This window comes from Trinickia sp. (assembly GCF_035492435.1).
Lineage (GTDB): Bacteria > Pseudomonadota > Gammaproteobacteria > Burkholderiales > Burkholderiaceae > Trinickia.
Window position 1 is genome coordinate 1 of record NZ_DATJJF010000186.1, and the last position, 21334, is coordinate 21334.

Below are 21334 nucleotides of genomic sequence, written 5' to 3' on the forward strand. Positions count from 1 at the left end.
CAACGAGCATGAGGCTGCCGACGATCGCGTTGGCAAGCCCGCCGCCATCGGTATCGGGCGGCGGCGTTGATTGCGTGAAAAGTTGGACGGACAGACCGCCGACACCGAGCGTCAGCGTCGTGTAGAGAATCCATACCAGCCAGAGCAGCCCGAACGCCATCGCTGCGAGCGAGAGCGTGAGCGCGATGGCATTGATCCGGCGGCGGCGGCGTTGTAGCCGATCACGCATCGTCTGCAGGACCTCAGGGCTTGCCGTACCTGGCATCTGAACAATCGGCCGATTCATTTCGCCCCCTCATTTTTCTCGAGGCGGAGCAGCATCAGCTTGGAGAGCGAGAGCACCACGAACGTAATCAAGAAGAGAATCAAGCCGAGTTCCATCAGGGCCGAGGTATGCAAGCCCGGCTCCGCTTCGGCGAATTCGTTAGCCAGCGCGGAGGTGATGCTGTTGCCCGGCGAAAACAGCGACACGTTGCTGAGCAGATTCGTGTTGCCGATGACGAACGTGACCGCCATTGTTTCGCCGACTGCACGCCCGAGTCCAAGCATGATTCCGCCGATCACCCCGCTCTTTGTGAACGGCAGCACGACCTTCCACATGACCTCCCAAGTCGTGCAGCCGATGCCGTATGCCGACTCCTTGAGCAGCACCGGCGTGACTTCGAACACGTCACGCATCACCGACGCAATATAGGGAATGATCATGATCGCGAGAATGACGCCGGCGCACAGCAGGCCAATGCCAATCGGCGCGCCTTGAAACAGCGCACCGATGAACGGAATCGGGCCGAGCGCCGCACCGAGCGGCGCTTCGATGTACTGCGCGAAGATGGGCGAGAAGACGAGCAAACCCCACATGCCGTAGACGATCGACGGAATGGCGGCCAGGAGTTCGATCGCGATGCCAAGCGGCCGGCGCAACCATGCAGGCGAGAGCTCAGTCAGGAAAAGCGCGATGCCAAAGCTGACGGGCACCGCGATAATGAGCGCAATGATAGAGGTGGCAAGGGTGCCGTAAATGGGAACCAGCGCACCGTAAACGTTGCTGGGTGGATCCCAGTCAGACGTCCACAGAAAATTGAGGCCGAACTTGAAGATAGTCGGCAGCGAGGCGACGACCAGCGAAACAATGATGCCGCCGAGCAGCACAAGTGTTACGACCGCAGCCAAGCGGGTCAGATTTCCGAAGACCACGTCGCCCAGACGGCTGGGCGCGCGTTGAGCGCGATCACTGCCAGCACTCGCCGTCGAGGCTGTTTGAATATCGGACATGTATTCCGTCCTTTCCCGTTGCGCACTTTGAGTCGTGCACGCGATGCGAACACCCGACAAGGCGTCGCCGCCTTGCCGGGCTGATTTAGAAGCTCACTGCTTTACTGAGCGACCGGCTTGCCAGCGGAGTCCTTGACGCTCACTTTCCACTGCTTCTCGATTTCATTCGTCACCGCAGTCGGCAGCGGGATGTAATCGAGGCTGGTAACAGCGTCGCTACCCTTCGCAAAGCTCCAGCCGAAGAACTTCAGCGTTTCGGCGCCCTGCGCCGGATTGTCTTGCGTCTTGTGCAACAGCACGAACGTCGCACCAACAACCGGCCACGCGTTCTTGCCCGGCTCGTTCGTCAGAATCTGATAGAACGTCTTGCTCCAATCCGCGCTGCCGGCGGCTTCCGCGAACGTAGCCGTGTCCGGCTTAACGGTGGTGCCCGCAGCGTTCACCATGTTCGTGTAGACCATGTGATTCTGCTTCACATAGGCCCACTCGACATAGCCGATCGCGCCCGGCAGACGCTGCACGAATGCCGCGACACCGTCGTTGCCCTTACCGCCCGTACCCGTCGGCCAATTGACCGCCGTACCTTCGCCGACCTTGCTCTTCCACTCCGGGCTAACCTTCGAGAGGTAATTCGTCCAGATGAACGTCGTACCCGAGCCATCCGCGCGGCGCACAACTGCGATTGCCGTGTCGGGCAGCTTGATGCCAGGGTTGAGCTTGGCGATCTCCGGGTCATTCCACTTCGTGATCTTGTTCAGATAGATGTCGGCGAGGACCGGGCCCGACAACGTCAGCTTGCCAGCGGCAATGCCCGGTAGGTTGACCGTCGGTACGACACCGCCCACCACCGTCGGGAACTGGAACAGACCATCCTTCGCCAGTTGGTCGTCCTTAAGCGGCATGTCCGAACCTGCGAAATCGACAGTCTTGGCCTGGATCTGCTTGATGCCGCCCGCCGAACCAATGCCCTGGAAGTTGACCTTACCGCCGCCGCTCTTCTGATATGCATCGGCCCACTTCGTGTAGAGCGGTGCCGCGAACGTGCTACCTGCGCCCGTGATGTCAGCGGCCTGCGCGGAAATCGCGAAGAGCGCTGCGGCCGTGCCAGCAAACACAGTCTGCATCAACTTCATGAATAACCCCCAAGTGGTTTGGTCGTGTGGTTTTCGATACCGCGAAGGTTATGTCACCATTGTGACAGTCATGTGACACACACCCGAATTAAAATTGCGCCGACCTTGCGCGATCCGCATGAAATTGGAAAAATTACCGGCAGATTGGACCTAACTTGCGGAGAAATAGGCAAAAAGTTACCGTTTGAAATATGACAAAGGCCGGTACGCAACGCGCGCCGCTTAGGTGCACGTTCCGCCCGGCCTGATTTCCCGCGGTTTCTTACGCGGCTCGTTACGCGGTTTGCTGCTCCACAACGCTGGCAATCGACTCGGCGCACCGCACCGCGCTGTCGCGCTGGCGCGCCTCTACCATGACGCGCAATACCGGCTCCGTTCCCGAGGCGCGAATCAGCACACGGCCGTGACCCTCGAGCGCACGCTCGGCGTCGGCCACTGCGCGCCGAATGGCTGCGTTCTGTTTCCAGTCAGCATCGGGACGCATCCGCACGTTGATCAGCCGCTGCGGAAAAAGCGTCACATCCTTGAGCAACTCCGCAAGCGTCGCTCCACTACGCTTGATCGCCGCGAGGACGAGCAAGGCGGAGATAATGCCATCGCCCGTCGTGTGGCGATCGAGCGACAGGATGTGGCCCGAGCCCTCCGCACCGAGTTGCCAGCCGCGCTCACGCAAGTGCTCGAGAACATAGCGGTCTCCGACAGGCGCTCGCACGAACGCCACGCCTTGACGAGCCAACGCGACTTCGACCGCCATGTTCGTCATCAACGTCCCGACGGCACCGGCCACCTTCCCGTCCGTGTCGATACGATCCCTCACCAGCACGTACAGCAACTCGTCGCCGTTATAGAGGCGCCCTGCCGCGTCGACGACCTGAAGTCGATCGGCGTCGCCGTCGAGCGCAAGCCCGATATCTGCACCGTTCGCCTGCACTGCCTGCACCAGTGCTTCAGGTGCCGTCGCGCCCACTCCATCGTTGATGTTGAAGCCATTCGGCGCAACGCCGATCGAGATCACATCCGCGCCGAGCTCGTGAAAGACGTGCGGAGCGATCTGGTAGGCGGCACCATGTGCGCAGTCGACGACAAGTTTTAGCCCTCGCAGATCGAATGCCGCGGGAAACGTGCTTTTGCAAAACTCTATGTAGCGGCCCGCCGCGTCGTCGAGCCGCCGTGCCTTGCCGAGGCGCTCGGAGGGCGCGCACTCGAGCGGCTCCTGAAGCTGCTTTTCGATCAGCGCCTCCACGTCGTCGGGGAGCTTATTGCCATCGGCGCTGAAAAATTTGATCCCGTTATCGTAGTAGGGATTGTGCGAGGCGCTGATGACTACGCCCGCCGCGAGCCGCAACGCACGCGTCAAATACGCGACGCCGGGCGTCGGCATCGGGCCGGCGAGCATCACATCGACGCCCGCCGCGGAAAACCCCGCCTCGAGCGCAGCCTCGAGCAGGTAGCCCGACACACGCGTGTCCTTGCCGATCAACACGGTTGGACGCGAACCCGCTTTCGCCCAGCGGTCGGCGCCGGCCAAAACCTTGCCGGCGGCGTAGCCCAGCCTCAATACAAATTCCGGCGTGATAGGCGCTTCGCCCACCTTGCCTCGGATTCCATCTGTACCGAAATAGCGACGTGCCATTCTTAGTCTTCCTTGTCCGTATTATCAGTTGATCGTGCCACACGCGTGCCGGCAGCGTGCGCCGCGACCACGACTTCTAGCGCCAGCGTCCGGCGCGTGGCGCTCCAACGAGCCGCTCTCAGCGCGGCGCCTCGGCTGCCTTACGCACGGCGGCCAGGACCTTCAACGCGTCGACGGTCTCGGCCACGTCGTGCACCCGAACAATCGCCGCGCCGCGTTCGGCCGCAAGCACTGCGCCCGCGACGCTGGCAGCAACACGCTCGTGAGGCAACGCGCGTCCCGTCACTTCGGCAAACATCGATTTGCGCGACATACCCGCGAGAATGGGGAACGGCTCGGCATCGCCCAGCCGCGGAGCCGTATCGGCCAGGTGCGCGAGCAACGCGTAATTGTCGCCGACCGTCGATTTGCCAAACCCGAAGCCCGGGTCGACGCTGATGCGCGTTTTGCCAACGCCGTCGCGCATCAACATGTCGACGCGCTCGGTCAAGAACGCGCGCACCTGCGCGACAACGTCCCAATAATCGGGCGTCCCTCGCTGCATCGTCTGCGGCTCGCCAAGCATATGCATTACGCAAAGCCCGCAATCGCTGTCGCGCACGGCGTCGATTGCTCCCGGCTGCCGAAAGCCCCACACGTCATTGATCATGTCGGCACCGGCAACGAGTGCTGCTCGCATCACCTCGGGTTTGTAGGTGTCGACTGAAATAGGCACGCCCGCGTCGCGCAGCGCCTCGACGATCGGCACCACGCGTGCCAACTCTTCGTCGAGCGGCAGGGGCGCAGCACCCGGGCGCGTCGATTCGCCGCCGATGTCGAGCATGTCGGCACCGTCTCGGATCATCCGCTCGGCCTCGCGCAGCGCGTCGTCACGGGCGACGTAACGCCCGCCGTCAGAGAAGGAATCCGGTGTCACATTGAGGATACCCATAACCAGCGGGCGCTCGAATGTCAGCGTGAAACGCCCGCACCGCATAGGTCCGGGAAGGCATGGGTTCAAAGGTTCAGAAATGGGCACGACGATGACTCAATGAAAGCCGGCGCCGCGAGGCGCTAGCACAAGACCGGTAGAACAAAAACAAAAAAGCCGGTGCGTGGCTCGCACCGGCCCCTCGTTTGCGCTCTTGTCCTTACGCCGGCGCGGTGGCGCTGCCCGGCTTCACTTCGGGACCCGGGCTACTACCGCTGCCCGACGAGGTGTCGGTATGCGACACGTTCTTCGGCGAGCGCGGCGGCCGGCCGTCCATGATGTCATTGATCTGATCGGCGTCGATCGTCTCCCACTCCATCAGCGCCGCCGTCATGGCCTCGACCTTGTCACGATTTTCGTCGAGGAGGCGCCGCGCCAGCTTGTACTGGTCGTCCAAAACGCGCCGGATTTCGGCATCGACCTTCTGTTGCGTCGCCTCGGAGATCGTGCGTGTGAAGCCACGGCCAAACGGGGAGGCTTCGTTATCGTCGTCGGCATAAACCATCGGCCCGAGTTCGTCCGTCATGCCGAAGCGCGTGACCATGGCGCGCGCCGTTTGCGTCGCCTTGTTGAAATCGTCCGAAGCCCCGGTGCTGATCAGGTTCAGGAACAACTCCTCGGCAACGCGACCGCCAAACAGAATCGCCAGACGATCAAGCAAATAGTCTTTCGAGTACGTCTCATTGTCGTGCTCAGGCAGCTGCCATGTGACACCGAGAGCACGCCCGCGCGGGATGATCGTGACCTTATGGACAGGGTCGGCCTTCGGCAAGAGCTTCGCGACGACCGCGTGGCCAGCCTCGTGGTACGCCGTAGCTCGTTTCGCCTCCTCGCGGATGACGGCCGATTTGCGCTCCGGTCCCATGAAGATCTTGTCTTTCGCGTCTTCGAAGTCCTGCATTTCGACGATGCGCTTGCCCCGCCTCGCCGCGAAAAGCGCCGCTTCGTTGACCAGGTTCGCGAGGTCGGCGCCCGAAAAGCCCGGCGTGCCGCGCGCAACCACCGCCGCGTCAACGTCGTTGGAGATCGGCACCTTGCGCAGATGCACCTTCAGGATTTGCTCGCGGCCACGGATGTCGGGCAGGCCGACAAAAACCTGCCGGTCGAAACGGCCCGGGCGCAAAAGCGCCTTGTCGAGGACGTCGGAACGGTTCGTCGCGGCGATCACGATCACACCCGAGTTCGCTTCAAAACCGTCCATTTCAACGAGCATCTGGTTCAGCGTCTGCTCGCGCTCGTCGTTGCCGCCACCCATGCCGGCGCCGCGATGACGGCCCACTGCATCGATTTCGTCGATGAACACGATGCAAGGCGCGTGCTTCTTGGCCTGCTCAAACATATCGCGCACCCGCGCCGCGCCGACACCGACGAACATTTCGACGAAGTCCGAACCCGAAATGCTGAAAAACGGCACCTTCGCTTCGCCTGCAATGGCACGCGCCAGCAGCGTCTTACCGGTACCCGGAGGGCCAACCAGCAGCACGCCGCGCGGAATTCGTCCGCCCAGCTTCTGGAACTTCTGCGGATCGCGCAGGAAATCGACGAGCTCGGACACTTCTTCCTTCGCTTCGTCGCAGCCTGCAACGTCGGTGAAATTGATTGCGTTGTTATTTTCGTCGATGAGACGCGCCCGGGACTTGCCGAACGAGAAGGCGCCGCCTTTGCCGCCGCCTTGCATTTGTCTCATCATATAGAACCAGAAGACGATGATGAGGATCGTCGGCCCCAGGTAATAAAGCGCGGAGACGAGCGCGTTCGGCTCCTCGTCGGCCTTGCCGCTCACCTGGACGCCATATTTCATCAGGTCGCCCACCATCCAGATGTCACCCGGCGAAACGATCTGATACTTCTGGCCGTCTGCAGGAGTGACCGTGAGGTTGCGCCCCTGAACGATGACGTTCTTGACCTTGCCGTCCTTCGCGTCCGTCATGAACTGCGAATACGAGACGCCTTCCTGGACACGGGGCTTGTCGAACTGCTTGAACACCGTAAATAGCACCAGTGCGATCACGAGCCACACTGCCGCCTTCGAAAACATATTGTTGTTCAAAGCACCACTCCTTCACTCATGGACGTGCGCCTACATTTACCTTGCGGCGCCACGCAAGAATTCTAATCCAGTCCGTGAACCCCTGCCATAACGTTTCGCTACCATGAAAATAGCCTTTTTCCGGCTCTCTCAGGCGTTTTTTGCTCACTTGTTACACATTTCGCGAGCAAAAATATGGCAGTAATCCGTTTTTGACGCATCGCCGCGGCGTCAACCCGGGTGTTTCAACGTCTTCCCGAGGATGAACGTCTCGGACGATTTGTCACGCGAGGCCTTTGGCTTGCGCGGGGCGACCGTTTTGAACTGGCGCTTGAATTTCTCGACGATCTGGCTGTAGCCGCTGCCGTGAAAGCATTTGACGAGCAACGCCCCTTCGGATTTCAGATGGTTCTGAGAAAATTCGAGCGCGAGATCGCAAATATGCTCGATGCGCGCAGCGTCGGCCACAGCCACACCCGACAGATTGGGCGCCATGTCCGAAATTACAAGATCCACCTGACGGCCTTCCAGCACTTCTTCGAGCTGGGCCAGCACGCTTTCTTCACGAAAGTCGCCCTGGATGAAGTGCACGTCGGCGACGGGCTCCATCGGCAGCATGTCGAGCGCGATTATTGTGCCGTCGATGCCGCCCTCGCGCGCCGCGTCGCGGCGCGCCCCCTGGGCGAGCTTGTTGCGTGCGTACTGGCTCCAGCTGCCGGGGGCCGAGCCGAGATCGACGATGACTTGGCCCGGGCGGATCAGCTTGTCCTGCTCGTCGATTTCCCGCAGCTTGTATGCCGCTCGGGCGCGGTACCCCTCACGCTGAGCCAGCTTGACGTAGGGATCATTGATGTGGTCGTGAAGCCACGACTGGTTGAAGCGGTTTTTTGCCATCTAAAGAAAGGTGAACTCTTGCTGCGTCGCACCGCACTTTTGGCGGATAATACGCGTTTTGCCGGCACGGGCTTTGTCAGTTCGCGGCTCGTCGTGCGGCCGCCCACATTCTAGTCGAGTTGTCGATTTCTCATGCCAGCCCTCAAAGTCTCCCCCGCCGAGCGCGCCGATCTGCGCTCTCAGGCTCATGCGCTCAAGCCCGTTGTTCTCATCGGAGCCGAAGGCCTGACCGACGCCGTGCTGGCCGAGATCAAAATCCACCTCGCGGCCCATCAGCTCATCAAAATTCGCGTGTTCGGCGATGAGCGCGAGGCCCGCGTAGCCATCTACGATCGCATCTGCGATGAGCTCGACGCTGCGCCGATCCAGCACATCGGTAAGCTGCTCGTGATCTGGAAACCGGAAGTCGCCGAGCGTGACGCTAAGGCAGCAGGCGCGTCCGGCACGGCGCGCTCGAAGCGCTCCACGGCCATCCCCAGCGCTGCCCAGGCAGCAAGGGCGGCGGACGCTGCCGGCCCCAAACGCTCGGGAGGCGCGGCGCCGCGCCTCGTCAAAGTCGTCAAGCCCACCGAGAATCCGATGCGTCGCCCGAAGCCCCAAACGGTAGTCGTCCGTGGCAACGAGCGCGTAACGGCAGGCGGAACGGTCAAGCGCGCGAAAAAACGTCAAACGAGCGCCAAGCGTCAGCATCAGTCGGCCAAGTAAGCCACGGGGCGACACCGCATCCCACCGACGCCCGTTGGTGGGAGTTCGCCCCGGCTCGTCGTCACTATCCGCGATCATGACATGAGAGCCTATGGCATGATCGAACGGATCAACAAGCCGCGCCCTTCCCGACGCGCTCCGCACCATCGACAGGCGATCCTCCGCCAGGCAGCTTCCAAACCAGCGTGAGCCCGAGCAGCGATTCGACCAAATAAAACAAACTCGAGATGCCGTGCAACGTGCCAAAACGCGCGGCGTAAGCCGAATGGCCGACATCGACCCCAGTTGCCAGCGCTGCTGTGCGCCACGCATCCATGAATGGCTCGAGCGCAAAGTAGCCAACCAGCACACAGGCGAGCATGCCGACCAGCAGCCACCGGAGCGGCCGATAACCCGTCGCTCCGCGACGCACCAGCAGATTGCCGAGTGCCAGCGATAACACGCCACAAAAAATGCCGACGAACGCCTCGATTCGAAACAGCCTCCCCGCAACCGCACCTGCGTCGATGCGGTCGAGCATCAGGAAGAGCGTCGGCGCAGCGGCATAGCCTATCGTGATCAAACTGCCTACCCATACGACGATAAGCAGACGGAAAAAGCGATGCGGTGCCAAAGACACGTTTCGACCTATCGTCAGACGTAACTTACGGAAATGACCTCATACTCGCGCACGCCACTGGGTGCCTGCACTGCGGCTACGTCGCCTTCCGATTTTCCGATCAGCGCGCGGGCGATCGGCGAACTGACCGAAATCAGCCCGTGGTCGAGATCGGCTTCGTCATCGCCAACAATCTGATAGGTGACGATCTTGCCGGAGTCGAGATCTTCGAGCTGAACCGTGGCCGCGAAAACAACGCGCCCATCGGCATCGAGCGTGGACGGATCGATCACTTGCGCTGCCGCGAGCTTCGACTCGATCTCCGCAATCCGCCCTTCAATGAAACCTTGCTTTTCCTTCGCCGCATCGTACTCAGCGTTCTCCGACAAGTCTCCTTGCGCGCGCGCCTCGGCGATCGAGTTGATGACCGACGGACGCTCGACGGACTTCAGCCGCTGCAGCTCGTCACGTAGCTGGTCAGCGCCCCGCTTCGTCAATGGAATGGTGCTCATAGACAGATCAGTAAGGAAAAAAGACGGCAATAAAAAAGCACCGCGGTTAAGTGCATCCCGTCAGGCGCGTATCGCCACCGGAGGGGACGCCGCTTAACCGCGGCATCTTTGAGGGGCCGAATTCGACCCCGGTGAGGTAGGTAACCGAAGGGTTAGTTTAGGCGAGCGTGCAGCCCTTGTAAATCGTAGACCTCGAGGTTTTTCAAATAGCGGAGTCCTTCCACTGCCGCCCGGGCGCCGGACATCGTCGTGTAGTAGGTCACCTTGTTCGCCTGCGCACTCATGCGAATCGAGCGCGAGTCCGCAATCGCCGCGCGCGTTTCGTCGACGGTCGTGAAGACGAGCGCGATCTCGCCGTTCTTGATCATGTCGACGATGTGGGGCCGCCCGTCCTTCACTTTATTGACGACCTTCACCGGCACGCCTGCGGCCGAGATGGCGGCAGCCGTACCCTTCGTCGCCACCAGCGGATAGCCGAGCTCGTGCAGCATGCGTGCGACCTCGACAGCCTTGGGCTTGTCGGCGTCCATCACCGTGAGCAACACCGTGCCGGATTCGGGCAGGCGTGAACCAGCTGCCAGCTGCGACTTGAACAGCGCTTCGCCGAAAGTTTGGCCGACGCCCATCACCTCGCCCGTCGAACGCATTTCAGGGCCGAGCACCGGATCGACCGTCGGGAATTTGACGAACGGGAAAACAGCCTCCTTCACGCTGAAGTAAGGCGGCACGACTTCCTTCGTCACGCCCTGCTCGACAAGCGTTTGGCCGACCATCGCGCGCGCTGCAATCTTCGCGAGCGCGAGGCCCGTCGCCTTCGAAACGTAAGGCACCGTGCGCGACGCGCGAGGATTGACCTCAAGGACGTAAATGACGTCCTTCGTCGAACCGTCGTCCTGCGGCACCTGCTGAATGGCGAACTGCACGTTCATGAGGCCCACCACGTTCAGCGCCCGCGCCATCGCGCCCGTCTGCCGCTTCAGCTCAGCGACGGTTTCTGTCGAGAGCGAGTATGGCGGCAGGGAACAAGCCGAATCGCCCGAGTGCACGCCGGCCTGCTCGATGTGCTCCATCACGCCGCCAATGAACACGTTCGTGCCGTCGGAGATACAGTCGACGTCGCATTCGATCGCGTCATTCAAGAAGCGATCGAGCAGCACCGGCGAATCGTTGGAGACCTTCACGGCCTCGCGCATATAACGCTCGAGATCGCGGGGCTCGTGCACGATCTCCATCGCGCGGCCGCCCAGCACATACGAAGGCCGCACGACGAGCGGGTAGCCGATTTCGTCCGCAAGCGTCAGCGCTTGCGCCTCGGTGCGCGCCGTACGATTCGGCGGTTGGCGCAATTCGAGGTCCTTCAGCAGCTTCTGGAAGCGCTCACGGTCCTCCGCGGCGTCGATCATATCGGGCGATGTCCCGATGATCGGCACGCCGTTCGCCTCGAGGTCGAGCGCAAGCTTCAGGGGCGTCTGACCGCCGTACTGCACGATCACGCCAAGCGGCTTTTCCTTGTCGACGATTTCGAGGACGTCTTCGAGCGTGAGCGGTTCGAAGTAGAGGCGATCGGACGTGTCGTAGTCGGTCGACACGGTTTCAGGATTGCAGTTGACCATGATCGTCTCATAGCCGTCCTCGCGCATCGCCAATGCTGCATGCACGCAGCAGTAGTCGAACTCGATGCCCTGCCCGATCCGGTTCGGGCCGCCGCCCAGGACCATGATCTTCTTGTTCGACGTCGGCAGCGCTTCGCACTCTTCTTCGTACGTCGAGTACATGTAGGCCGTCTTCGTCGCGAATTCGGCCGCACAGGTGTCGACGCGCTTGTAGACAGGCCGCACGTTTTGGTCGATACGAGCGCGGCGCACGTCGGCCGGCGTTGCACCGAGCAGCTTCGCCAAGCGCCGGTCCGAAAAGCCGCTTTGCTTCAGATAGCGAAGCTCGTCCGTCGAGAGACTCGCAAGCGAGCGACCGCTCAGCGCTTGCTCCTTGCGCACGATCTCTTCGATCTGGGCCAGGAACCACGGATCGATCGACGTTTCCTCGAACACCTCATCGATCGTCATGCCGATGCGGAATGCGTCGCCGACATACCAAATGCGGTCGGGACCGGGCTCGCCGATCTCGCGCACAATTTCGTCGCGGTTCGTCGTTTTTTCGTCGAGGCCATCGACGCCGACTTCAAGCCCACGCAATGCCTTCTGGAACGATTCCTGAAACGTGCGGCCGATCGCCATCACTTCGCCCACGGACTTCATTTGCGTCGTCAGATGCGGATCGGCCTCGCGGAACTTCTCGAAAGCAAAACGCGGAATCTTCGTCACGACGTAATCGATCGTGGGCTCGAACGAGGCCGGAGTCTGCCCGCCCGTGATCTCGTTTCTGAGCTCGTCGAGCGTGTAGCCAACGGCGAGCTTGGCCGCGACCTTCGCAATCGGGAAGCCCGTCGCCTTCGAGGCGAGCGCGGACGAACGCGAAACGCGCGGGTTCATCTCGATGACGATGACACGCCCATCGTCGGGATTGATGGCGAACTGAACATTCGAGCCGCCCGTGTCCACGCCAATTTCGCGCAGTACGGCGAGCGAGGCGTTACGCAGCAGCTGATATTCCTTGTCGGTGAGCGTCTGCGCCGGCGCGACGGTAATCGAATCGCCGGTGTGGATGCCCATCGGGTCCAGGTTCTCGATCGAGCAAACGATGATGCAGTTGTCGGCGCGGTCACGCACGACTTCCATCTCATACTCTTTCCAGCCAAGCAGCGACTCTTCGATGAGCAGTTCGCGCGTCGGCGAAAGGTCGAGGCCGCGCCGGCAGATCTCTTCGAATTCCTGACGGTTGTAGGCGATGCCCCCGCCCGAGCCACCGAGCGTGAACGACGGCCGGATTACGACGGGGTAACCTGGCCCACCCGTCAGTGCGGCGATCTCGGCTTGAACCGTGAGCGCCTCTTCCATCGAATGCGCCACGCCAGACTTCGCCGAGCCGAGCCCGATCTTCGTCATCGCGTCTTTGAACTTCTGACGGTCTTCCGCCTTGTCGATGGCTTCGGGCGACGCGCCGATGAGCTCGACGCCGTACTTGGCAAGCACGCCGTGATGATGGAGATCGAGGGCGCAGTTGAGCGCCGTCTGCCCACCCATCGTCGGCAGAATCGCGTCCGGACGCTCCTTGGCGATGATGCCCTCCACGACCTCCCAGGTGATCGGCTCGATGTACGTGACGTCGGCCGTGTTGGGATCGGTCATGATTGTGGCTGGGTTGCTGTTGACGAGGATGACCTTGTAGCCCTCCTCGCGCAGCGCCTTGCATGCCTGTGCGCCCGAGTAGTCGAACTCGCACGCCTGGCCGATGATGATCGGCCCCGCGCCGATGATAAGTATGCTTTTGATGTCTGTCCGCTTGGGCATAACGCTCTCGCTAATGTATTCCTGGGTTTCTCTCGCGACCGGCGGCGCTTTGGCCGCACGGCAAGCGCGCATCAAGCGGCAACGCTACCGCGTTTCGCGTCCATCATCGCGGTGAAGCGGTCGAAGAGATAACCGATATCGTGCGGGCCCGGCGACGCTTCGGGATGGCCCTGGAAGCAAAACGCGGGCTTGTCCGTCAATTCGAAGCCTTGCAGCGTCCCGTCGAAGAGCGAGACGTGGGTGACACGCGCATTGGCCGGCAACGTCTCGGCATCCACGGCGAAGCCATGGTTTTGCGACGTGATCACCACGCGTCCATCAGCCAGATCCTTCACGGGATGGTTCGCACCGTGGTGGCCCGTCTTCATTTTCATGGTCTTCGCGCCGACGGCGAGACCCATGATTTGGTGGCCAAGGCAGATGCCGAAGGTCGGCAAGCCACACTCGATGAGCTCCTTCGCCGCGGCGATCGCATAGTCGCACGGCTCGGGATCGCCGGGGCCGTTCGACAGGAAGACGCCGTCGGGATTAAGCGCCAGCGCATCGGCCGCGCTCGCCTGTGCAGGCAGCACGGTGACATGACAGCCCCGCTCAGCCAGCATGCGCAGGATGTTGTGTTTGACGCCGAAATCGAAAGCGACAACGCGATACCGCGGCGCGGCCTGCGCACCAAAGCCGCTGCCGAGACGCCATTCCGTCTGCGACCACTCGTACGACTTCGTCGTCGACACCACCTTGGCGAGATCCATCCCGGCAAGCCCCGGAAATGAACGCGCAAGCTCGATCGCGCGCGCCTCGTCGTCGCTGCCGGCCAAAATGCAGCCGTTTTGCGCGCCTTTATCTCGCAAGATGCGAGTGAGCCGCCGCGTGTCGATACCGGCGATTGCGACGATGCCTTCGTCGCGCAGATAGTCGGCAAGCGTGCGCCCCATCCGGAAATTGGACGCGCGCACAGGCAGGTCGCGAATGATCAGGCCGGCCGCATGGACTTTTGTCGACTCGACGTCTTCGCCGTTGACGCCAACGTTACCGATATGCGGATAGGTCAGCGTGACGATCTGACGCGCGTAGCTCGGATCAGTCAGGATCTCCTGATAGCCCGTGATCGCTGTATTGAATACGACCTCGCCGATCGTGTGGCCAGCGGCGCCGATCGCATAGCCGCGAAAGACCGTGCCGTCGGCGAGTGCGAGCAGAGCAGAAGGAAAAGACGGCAACACGGGAAGCTCCTTGGGGGCACCCTGCTGCCGACCTGTCATCCGCCTTTTAGGCTATCGCGCTCGACGAGCGGCGCTCGATGCTCTCTCACGCGCAAAGCGCGCGAGGCATGCGCCGAACGCTCGAGGCGCCCCTTGGTGCCGCCCTGGACTGCCAGGAGCCTCCGGCTTCGCCGTCAGGTTGACGACTTTGCCAGGTCGCGCGGCATCACGCAATTGAAGCGGATGAACGGGATGGGGAAGGTAAGCGCTAGGGTGCGGGTTGAATAGTGCAAAACTATGGGAGTATAGCTCGAAAAGCCCCTTCCCTACAACGCGTACAGCGGGCTGCCGCGTGGCAGCCGTCCATTGTTGCCTGTCATTCCTGCCGGGTCTTCGATGTCGCAGCAACGACCTTTTCGTGGCTTGGCGAAGCTTTTGCCGCCTTGCGAGGCGGCTTCGACGCCGCGGCAGGTTTCGACTGCGGCGCACTCTTGACCGCCGTTGGGGCATTCGGCTTGGCGTCCTTCACGGAGACTTTGGCCGATGCCTGGGCTGCGGGCTTGCCCGAATTAATCGTGCCTCTGATGCGCCCCTTACTGGTGTCGGCGCTTTGCTCCTGTACTTTGCCCGGCTTGGCAACGCGCTTGGGCGGCGCTTTAGCGGGGGCCTTGGCGAGGGCCCTGGCAGGGGTTTGGGCGGCCGCATTGACCGGCGCTGCGTCCGCCACCCGCGCCGCGACTTTCTGGACGCGCGCGTCGGTGGCCATCGTGGTCGGAATTTTCTGTGGGCCAGGCTCAACCGGCATGGCCTTGCCCACCGGCACGTGCAGAACGATCACCTGCCCGGCCATCACTGTGTCGCGCCGCGTCTTGTTCCACGCTTTCAGTTGCGCCACCGAAACCTGATACCGCCCGGCAATTGCGGCCATCGACTGTTTGCGGCGCACGCGAATCAGCATCTTGCGCGTGTCCGGCACATCAGGCTCCACGGCCAACACCGCACCTTCGGCTACGTCAGCGCTGATGTCCTCGTCGTCGTCATCACCGCGCGGCACGAGCAGCGTCGAACCTGGCTTCAGGCGCATCCCGGCCGGGATCTTGTTGACGGACATCAACGTTTGCGGGTCTACGCCCAGTTGCTCGGCAAGCGCGGCAGGCCGCGTGCGTTCCGTCACAGTGTAAGTCGTCCATGACGAGAGCTGACCGTCATACGACTTCAGCCCGTGCTCGAAAGCGCTCGCATTGTCAAATGGCAGCAGGATTTGCGACTGCGTCGCTCCAAGAATGACTGGCTTTCTAAACGACGGATTGAGCGAAAGGAATTCGTCGAGCGACATGTTGGCAAGCTTCGCGGCGATGGCGACGTCGATATCGCGCGATGTCGTCACCGACACGAAGTACGGATGGTTCGGGATCGACGGCAGCGTGAGGCCATACACCTGCGGATTCATCACGATGTTTTTGACCGCCTGCAGCTTCGGCACATAGTTGCGCGTCTCGTTCGGCATGCGCAGACTTTGGTAGTCGGTCGGCAACCCCGCCGCCTGGTTGCGGGCAATCGCGCGCTGCACGTTACCCTCGCCCCAGTTGTAGGCTGCGAGCGCGAGGTACCAGTCGCCAAACATGTCATGCAGCTTCGACAAATAATCGAGCGCCGCACTCGTCGACGCCAGTACGTCGCGCCGCTCGTCCTGCCACATGTTTTGCTTGAGGTTGTAAGTGCGGCCTGTGTCAGGAACGAACTGCCACATGCCGGCCGCTTTGGCGACAGACAACGCCTGCGGGTTGTAGGCCGACTCGATGAACGGCAACAGCGCGAGCTCGGTCGGCATATGCCGCGATTCGAGTTCCTCGACGATGTAATACAGATACTTCTGCGAACGCTCGGTCATCCGCGCGACGTAGTCTGGCCGCTGAGCGTACCAGCTCGCCTGCATGTCGACGAGGTCGCCTTGCAGATCGGGGATCTGAAAACCGCGCCGAATGCGTGCCCATAGATCGGTGTCGGCACTCGTGAGCTGGTCGACCGAGGCTTTGTCAACGTCGATCGTTTGCTTGGCGGTTGCGGTGCGAAGGGATTCGGTGGCTTGCGAGCTGGAAGCGTCAGCGGAGGCAGCGGAATTCGCTGCCGGGCCTTGGTTCGCGCAGGCGGCGAGCATCAGGACCAGCAGCGCGCTTAGGATAAATCGCATGGAACGTCTCGGCTTCCAAAGCTGGAAATTGCGAGCGATAGTACGAAAGCAAGCCGTCCCCGTCAACCTAAAATCGTAAAAAAGCTTGTCAAATCCGGGGCTTGGCGAACATTTTCGATATTGTTGTCGAGTTCGGCCGTGCCAGGGGCGAAATGATCAGCGTGTCAGCGGAAGCGGTTCTTCCACTCTCTCATCAGCGTAAAGGACGTGAGCCGGTCCGTGACGGTTTCATGCAGCGCCTCGGCGAGCGTGCGATGGATTTCAGGGCTGTCCGCCCGCAGGAACGGGTTGACTGCCCGCTCGTGAGCGATTGTCGTAGGCAGCGTCGGCTCATTGCGCGCTCGGCGCGCGGTGGCTTCGTCGTGCCACGCGGCGAGTTCGGCATTGCCCGGCTCGCAGGCAAGCGCAAAGCGGATGTTCGACAAGGTGTATTCGTGTGCGCAATGGACGTGAGTTTCGCCAGGCAACGAAGCCAATGCGTCGAGCGAGGCCAGCATTTGCGCCGGCGTGCCTTCGAACAAGCGCCCGCATCCGCAGGCAAAAAGCGTATCGCCGCAAAAGACATGCGGCGCCGCAATGCCCCGGCCCGCCTGAAAGTACGCGATATGGCCGCGCGTATGACCGGGTACGTCGAGCACCGTGAGGTCGATCCCAAGCGCTTCGATCGTCACGTGATCGCCACCCGAGACGGGATGAGTCACTGCCTCGATGCCCTCGGTGGCCGGGCCGTAGACAGGAATGGGAGAAACTTGTGCATCGCCACAGAGATCCGCGACACCGCCGACGTGGTCGGCATGGTGGTGCGTGAGTAAAATAGCGCTTAGTCGCCACCCTCGTTTTGCGAGATAAGCACGGACGGGGGCGGCTTCACCCGGGTCGACTGCGACCGCATCGCGCCCGTCGGACACGAGCCAGATGTAGTTGTCTGCGAACGCCGGCACCGGCACGTATTCGAGCGTTTTCATAGGCGACCCAATTGATACGATGTCTAATCGACCGATTATAGACTGGCCCGCCTGGACCGATTCGCCACCCGGGCGATACGTGCTCGAGTGGGAGCAAGCGTTGCTCGACCGCGTCGTGTCCAACGTGTTCGGCTACCACGCGCTGCAGCTGGGCCTGCCGCAACTCGACGCCCTGCGCGAGAACCGCATGCCATGTCGCGGCCTCGTGCTCGACGCGGCGAGCGGCGCGAGCGCACCCTACACCTACCCGCCGCCGCAGACGCAGGCGCAGGCGCGCGCGGACACGCCCGGCTCGTCACCGCCCCCCGCTGCCGCCCCCGCCACCGTGGGCGAGGACCATGCGCCCAACGGACGCTCGACAGTATGGTGCGACCTGCTGGATCTGCCCTTCGAAGCGCAAAGCGTCGACCTGATCGTGATGCCTCATACGCTGGAGTTCACGCGGGATCCGCACCGGCTGCTGCGCGAAGCTGAACGCGTGCTGATGCCCGAGGGCCAACTCATCATTCTCGGCTTCAACTCGCTGAGCCTGTGGGGCGCTCGGCAGTCGTTCGGCAAGATGACGGGGCAGCCGTTCGTGCCCGCCGCGCATGATCTCATCGCATTTACCCGCATCAAAGACTGGATCAAGCTGCTCGGCTTCGAGCTTGAACGCGGGCGTTTCGGCTGCTATCGTCCGCCCTTCGACGGCGAAAAATGGCTCTCCCGCTTTGCCTTCATGGAGCAAGCCGGCGACCGATGGTGGCCGATCTTCGGCGCGGCTTATATGGTGACAGCCGTCAAGCGCGTACGCAGCATGCGGCTCGTCGGCCCGATCAGGGCAAAGAAGCCTGTGCTTGCCACAGGAGGGCTCACGCCCGCCGCCACTCACAACACCCAACCCGAGAATATGACGTGACTGATGTGACGCCCGAGTTCATTGAAATCTTTACGGACGGCGCGTGCAAAGGCAATCCAGGCCCCGGCGGATGGGGCGCCCTGTTGCGCTTCGGCGCGCAGGAAAAGGAGCTCTTTGGCGGAGAACCGAACACGACCAACAATCGGATGGAGCTCATGGCCGTGATCGCCGCCCTCGAGGCGTTGAAACGGCCTTGCAAGGCAGTGATTCACACGGATTCGCAATACGTGCAAAAGGGCATCAGCGAGTGGATTCACGGCTGGAAGAAGAAGAACTGGATGACCGCTGCGAAAACGCCCGTCAAGAACGCCGATCTTTGGCGCCGGCTCGATGCGCTCGCATCGATGCATCAAATCGAGTGGCGGTGGGTCAAGGGTCACGCCGGGCACCCCGAAAACGAGCGAGCCGATGCACTCGCCAATCGCGGCGTGAGCGCACTCGCCTAAGCCAGAACACTGTTTTTACAAGTCGAAACGAACAATCCCAACATGCGCCAGATCGTCCTTGATACGGAAACAACAGGCCTTAACCCACGCACCGGCGATCGCATCATCGAAATCGGCTGTGTGGAACTCGCCAATCGCCGGCTCACCGGCAATAACCTCCACCTCTACATCAATCCGGAGCGCGACAGCGATCCGGGTGCGCTCGCTGTACACGGCCTTACCACCGAGTTTCTCAGCGACAAGCCGAAGTTCGCGCAGATCGCCGATGAGCTGCGCGACTACTTGAGCGGGGCCGAGCTGATCATTCACAATGCGCCCTTCGATCTTGGATTTCTCGAGGCTGAGTTTGCGCTGCTAGGACTGCCTGCCTTTCGGGAGCACTACACCGGCGTCATCGACACGCTCGTGCAGGCAAAAACGATCTTCCCCGGCAAGCGCAATTCGCTCGACGCGCTGTGCGACCGCTTCGGCATCAATAACTCGCACCGCACCTTGCACGGTGCACTGCTTGACGCGGAACTTCTCGCGGACGTCTATCTGGCGATGACGCGCGGGCAGGAAAGCCTCGTCATCGACACGTCGGCCGATACCCCGGCTGCCAGCGAGGCCTTGGCCGCAGGCGGCATGGTGTCGTTCGAATCGATGACGTTGCCCGTGGTTTGCGCAGAGGCCGAAGAGTTGAGTGCCCATGAGGCGGTGCTGAATGAGATCGACAAGGCAATCAAAGGGACGTGCCTGTGGCGCAGCGAGCCCGTACCCGCGTCGGAAGCTGGCGGCGAGACCGCGGTTGTGCAAGTTGCTTAAAAAGTGCTTTACACGCCTCAAATTACCCGCCATAATTCGACTCTCTTCGGGTGGTTAGCTCAGCGGTAGAGCACTGCCTTCACACGGCAGGGGTCACAGGTTCAATCCCTGTACCACCCACCAGAATTATCTCGGTGAGTTTCCCGAAGAATTAAAGGGTTACGGCTAAACACCGTAGCCCTTTTTCTTTTCCGCGAGCCGCAGCGGGTGACGATTTAAGTCCCGTCGAGCAGCTCGCCCCAGTTCTTCGTACGCTTGATGGCCTCGACCTGCCCGGTTTCGGAATTTCGCCAGGAAAGTAAGTTGCTGTGCGATGCGGGCGTGACAGCTATGACCGGATTCGCCGGACTCGAGCCTCGCATCTGCAAAGCAGCGAGCGACGCATCTCCGCTCACAGTCGAGATCGTAGGAGCACGCGACGACGAACAGAACAGCGACACGACCGAGTGCGCTCGCTCAACCCATTAGCCAGCATCACCCCGCACGACAACAGGTATGCGTGCGCCGCGCCATGTCACGTGTGAGCCGAAGGCCGCGACGATCCACTGCACCGCGAGCATCCCGTCGCGCAGCGGCACGAGCGGCAGATCGCGCCAGAACGTCTGCACGTCGCGCGAGGCCCGCGCGTGCAGGTCAATGCGCGCAAGCGCGCCGATCGTTATCGAGCCTACAAGCACCGCTTCGCGCGCGAGGCCGCCGTGACCAAGCACCAGCAGTGCGGCGATCGCGAGCCAGGGCGACGTGAACGTGATGAAAAGGAACGCAAAGCCGAGCGGGTTGATCGATCGGATCGTGCGCAGCCAGCGCGTCTCGCGCCGCCAGAGCGACGAGAATTCCGATTCAATGACATCCGTTTCGACGACGACCTCGGAGAGCACGGTCGTCAAGCCGAGCTTGCGCGTGTACTCGGCTAGCCAGTAGTCGTCAGCAAGACAGTCCTTGATTGCCTGGAAACCGCCGATCGCATCGAGCGTCGAGGCACGCAGCGCGAGCGTGGCACCGAAGCCGAATTGGCGCGACCCCGCGGTATGGGCGATACGCACCGACGGGGCAAACCACTCGTTAATAAAGAGCGCTCCGACCCGCGTCCAGAAACTGCCAACACCTTGCGCGCGGTAGAGGCAAGTGACGATGCCGACTTGTGGATCGGCAAGCGGCGCAGTGATATGCGCGAGATAGTCGGGCTTGACGGCGATGTCGCTGTCGGCAAGGACGATTATCGGGTACTTCGCGTAAGCCGCGAGGTTGATGAGGTTGCTGACCTTGAGGTTCTGGCCGTGCACGAGTGGATCCGAAACGAGTTCAATGTCGCGCGTCGGATAAGCGGCCTGCAGGCGCCGCACGACCGCAATGGCCGGATCGTTCGGCGATGAAACGCCGAAGAGCAACTGGTACTGCGGATGCGCTTGCTCGCAGAACGTGGCAAGGTTCTCAAAGAGCCGTGGCTCGCCACCGCAAAGCGGCTTGAGCACGCTGATTGCCACCGCCCCCGCTTGCGGGGGTGAACGTCGCTGTGCGCGGCGGTGGTGCGCGCGCTGCCGATCACTACGCGCCGATGGCAGGGCGAACGCCGCCACGAGCGCATAGAGCGAGGCGAGACAGCATATCGGCACTAAAACCGAGGCCGAAAGGAATGATGCCGTTTCCATAGTCACCGCTGTGGCCCGCTCCGCGTCGC

The 21334-nt window shown here is 61.9% G+C and carries 17 protein-coding genes, 1 tRNA gene and 1 pseudogene; 5 read left to right on the forward strand and 14 right to left on the reverse strand.

The features are described from left to right. The 7 genes and pseudogenes from pstA to VL598_RS13435 form a co-directional block, all read right to left on the reverse strand. Positions 1 to 286: pseudogene (gene pstA, locus VL598_RS13405) on the reverse strand (phosphate ABC transporter permease PtsA); the annotation flags it as partial. Further along, positions 283 to 1272, reverse strand: a complete 990-nt coding sequence (gene pstC, locus VL598_RS13410; RefSeq protein ID WP_325327218.1) for a phosphate ABC transporter permease PstC — start codon at positions 1270 to 1272, stop codon at positions 283 to 285. The gene pstC and the pseudogene pstA, both read right to left, overlap by 4 nt. Positions 1273 to 1373: 101 nt before the next feature. Further along, positions 1374 to 2405: a phosphate ABC transporter substrate-binding protein PstS gene (pstS, locus tag VL598_RS13415; protein WP_325327219.1), complete on the reverse strand. Its 1032-nt coding sequence runs from the start codon at positions 2403 to 2405 to the stop codon at positions 1374 to 1376. 274 nt (positions 2406 to 2679) lie between these two features. Further along, on the reverse strand, positions 2680 to 4038 hold the full coding sequence (glmM, locus tag VL598_RS13420) for a phosphoglucosamine mutase (RefSeq protein ID WP_325327220.1): 1359 nt from the start codon (positions 4036 to 4038) through the stop codon (positions 2680 to 2682). Between the two features lie 118 nt (positions 4039 to 4156). Next, the gene (gene folP, locus VL598_RS13425) at positions 4157 to 5014 is read right to left on the reverse strand and encodes a dihydropteroate synthase (RefSeq protein ID WP_414718719.1); all 858 of its coding nucleotides are present in this window, start codon (positions 5012 to 5014) and stop codon (positions 4157 to 4159) included. Between the two features lie 154 nt (positions 5015 to 5168). Continuing rightward, positions 5169 to 7058 carry an ATP-dependent zinc metalloprotease FtsH gene (ftsH, locus tag VL598_RS13430; RefSeq protein ID WP_325327222.1) on the reverse strand — a complete coding sequence of 630 codons (1890 nt, stop codon included), beginning with the start codon at positions 7056 to 7058 and terminating at the stop codon, positions 5169 to 5171. Positions 7059 to 7268: 210 nt separating this feature from the next. After that, positions 7269 to 7931 carry an RlmE family RNA methyltransferase gene (locus VL598_RS13435; protein ID WP_325327223.1) on the reverse strand — a complete coding sequence of 221 codons (663 nt, stop codon included), beginning with the start codon at positions 7929 to 7931 and terminating at the stop codon, positions 7269 to 7271. A gap of 132 nt (positions 7932 to 8063) precedes the next feature. Between VL598_RS13435 and VL598_RS13440 the strand changes: the two genes are divergently transcribed. Then, positions 8064 to 8636, forward strand: coding sequence for a YhbY family RNA-binding protein (locus VL598_RS13440; protein ID WP_325327224.1), 573 nt, complete (start codon positions 8064 to 8066; stop codon positions 8634 to 8636). A gap of 109 nt (positions 8637 to 8745) precedes the next feature. On the opposite strand, the gene VL598_RS13445 is transcribed toward VL598_RS13440, so the two are convergent. The 6 genes from VL598_RS13445 to gloB form a co-directional block, all read right to left on the reverse strand. Further along, a complete protein-coding gene (locus VL598_RS13445; protein ID WP_325327225.1) occupies positions 8746 to 9255 on the reverse strand; it encodes a DUF4149 domain-containing protein in 510 nt (169 codons plus the stop codon). A gap of 14 nt (positions 9256 to 9269) precedes the next feature. Then, entirely contained in the window at positions 9270 to 9746 is a 477-nt protein-coding gene (gene greA / locus VL598_RS13450; protein ID WP_325327226.1) for a transcription elongation factor GreA, read from the reverse strand. Positions 9747 to 9898: 152 nt separating this feature from the next. Continuing rightward, positions 9899 to 13153: a carbamoyl-phosphate synthase large subunit gene (gene carB / locus VL598_RS13455; protein ID WP_325327227.1), complete on the reverse strand. Its 3255-nt coding sequence runs from the start codon at positions 13151 to 13153 to the stop codon at positions 9899 to 9901. Positions 13154 to 13224: 71 nt separating this feature from the next. Then, entirely contained in the window at positions 13225 to 14373 is a 1149-nt protein-coding gene (gene carA, locus VL598_RS13460) for a glutamine-hydrolyzing carbamoyl-phosphate synthase small subunit (protein ID WP_325327228.1), read from the reverse strand. Positions 14374 to 14728: 355 nt separating this feature from the next. Continuing rightward, positions 14729 to 16543, reverse strand: coding sequence for a transglycosylase SLT domain-containing protein (locus tag VL598_RS13465; protein ID WP_414718718.1), 1815 nt, complete (start codon positions 16541 to 16543; stop codon positions 14729 to 14731). A gap of 164 nt (positions 16544 to 16707) precedes the next feature. After that, entirely contained in the window at positions 16708 to 17508 is an 801-nt protein-coding gene (gene gloB / locus VL598_RS13470) for a hydroxyacylglutathione hydrolase (protein ID WP_325327229.1), read from the reverse strand. Between the two features lie 19 nt (positions 17509 to 17527). Here gloB and VL598_RS13475 point away from each other — a divergent pair, with 19 nt between their 5' ends. The 4 genes from VL598_RS13475 (at position 17528) to VL598_RS13490 (ending at position 19779) form a co-directional block, all read left to right on the forward strand. Next, positions 17528 to 18406 (forward strand): class I SAM-dependent methyltransferase, encoded by an 879-nt coding sequence (locus VL598_RS13475; protein ID WP_325327230.1) that lies wholly within the window; start codon positions 17528 to 17530, stop codon positions 18404 to 18406. 5 nt (positions 18407 to 18411) lie between these two features. After that, on the forward strand, positions 18412 to 18852 hold the full coding sequence (gene rnhA, locus VL598_RS13480; protein ID WP_325327232.1) for a ribonuclease HI: 441 nt from the start codon (positions 18412 to 18414) through the stop codon (positions 18850 to 18852). A 42-nt stretch (positions 18853 to 18894) separates the two neighbouring features. After that, complete coding sequence (gene dnaQ, locus VL598_RS13485; RefSeq protein WP_325327231.1) at positions 18895 to 19656, forward strand: DNA polymerase III subunit epsilon; 762 nt, start codon at positions 18895 to 18897, stop codon at positions 19654 to 19656. Positions 19657 to 19704: 48 nt separating this feature from the next. Further along, positions 19705 to 19779, forward strand: a tRNA-Val gene (locus tag VL598_RS13490). A gap of 341 nt (positions 19780 to 20120) precedes the next feature. Here VL598_RS13490 and hpnI read toward each other — a convergent pair. Further along, positions 20121 to 21305, reverse strand: a complete 1185-nt coding sequence (gene hpnI, locus VL598_RS13495; protein ID WP_325327233.1) for a bacteriohopanetetrol glucosamine biosynthesis glycosyltransferase HpnI — start codon at positions 21303 to 21305, stop codon at positions 20121 to 20123. Between the last annotated feature and the right edge of the window lie 29 nt (positions 21306 to 21334).

Coding starts and splice junctions, on each gene's coding strand:
- pstC (WP_325327218.1), bottom strand. CDS start 1,272: ATGTCCGATATTCAAACAGCCTCGACGGCGAGTGCTGGCAGTGATCGC.
- pstS (WP_325327219.1), bottom strand. CDS start 2,405: ATGAAGTTGATGCAGACTGTGTTTGCTGGCACGGCCGCAGCGCTCTTC.
- glmM (WP_325327220.1), bottom strand. CDS start 4,038: ATGGCACGTCGCTATTTCGGTACAGATGGAATCCGAGGCAAGGTGGGC.
- folP (WP_414718719.1), bottom strand. CDS start 5,014: ATGCGGTGCGGGCGTTTCACGCTGACATTCGAGCGCCCGCTGGTTATG.
- VL598_RS13435 (WP_325327223.1), bottom strand. CDS start 7,931: ATGGCAAAAAACCGCTTCAACCAGTCGTGGCTTCACGACCACATCAAT.
- VL598_RS13440 (WP_325327224.1), top strand. CDS start 8,064: ATGCCAGCCCTCAAAGTCTCCCCCGCCGAGCGCGCCGATCTGCGCTCT.
- greA (WP_325327226.1), bottom strand. CDS start 9,746: ATGAGCACCATTCCATTGACGAAGCGGGGCGCTGACCAGCTACGTGAC.
- carB (WP_325327227.1), bottom strand. CDS start 13,153: ATGCCCAAGCGGACAGACATCAAAAGCATACTTATCATCGGCGCGGGG.
- VL598_RS13465 (WP_414718718.1), bottom strand. CDS start 16,543: ATGCGATTTATCCTAAGCGCGCTGCTGGTCCTGATGCTCGCCGCCTGC.
- gloB (WP_325327229.1), bottom strand. CDS start 17,508: ATGAAAACGCTCGAATACGTGCCGGTGCCGGCGTTCGCAGACAACTAC.
- VL598_RS13475 (WP_325327230.1), top strand. CDS start 17,528: ATGTCTAATCGACCGATTATAGACTGGCCCGCCTGGACCGATTCGCCA.
- dnaQ (WP_325327231.1), top strand. CDS start 18,895: ATGCGCCAGATCGTCCTTGATACGGAAACAACAGGCCTTAACCCACGC.
- hpnI (WP_325327233.1), bottom strand. CDS start 21,305: ATGGAAACGGCATCATTCCTTTCGGCCTCGGTTTTAGTGCCGATATGC.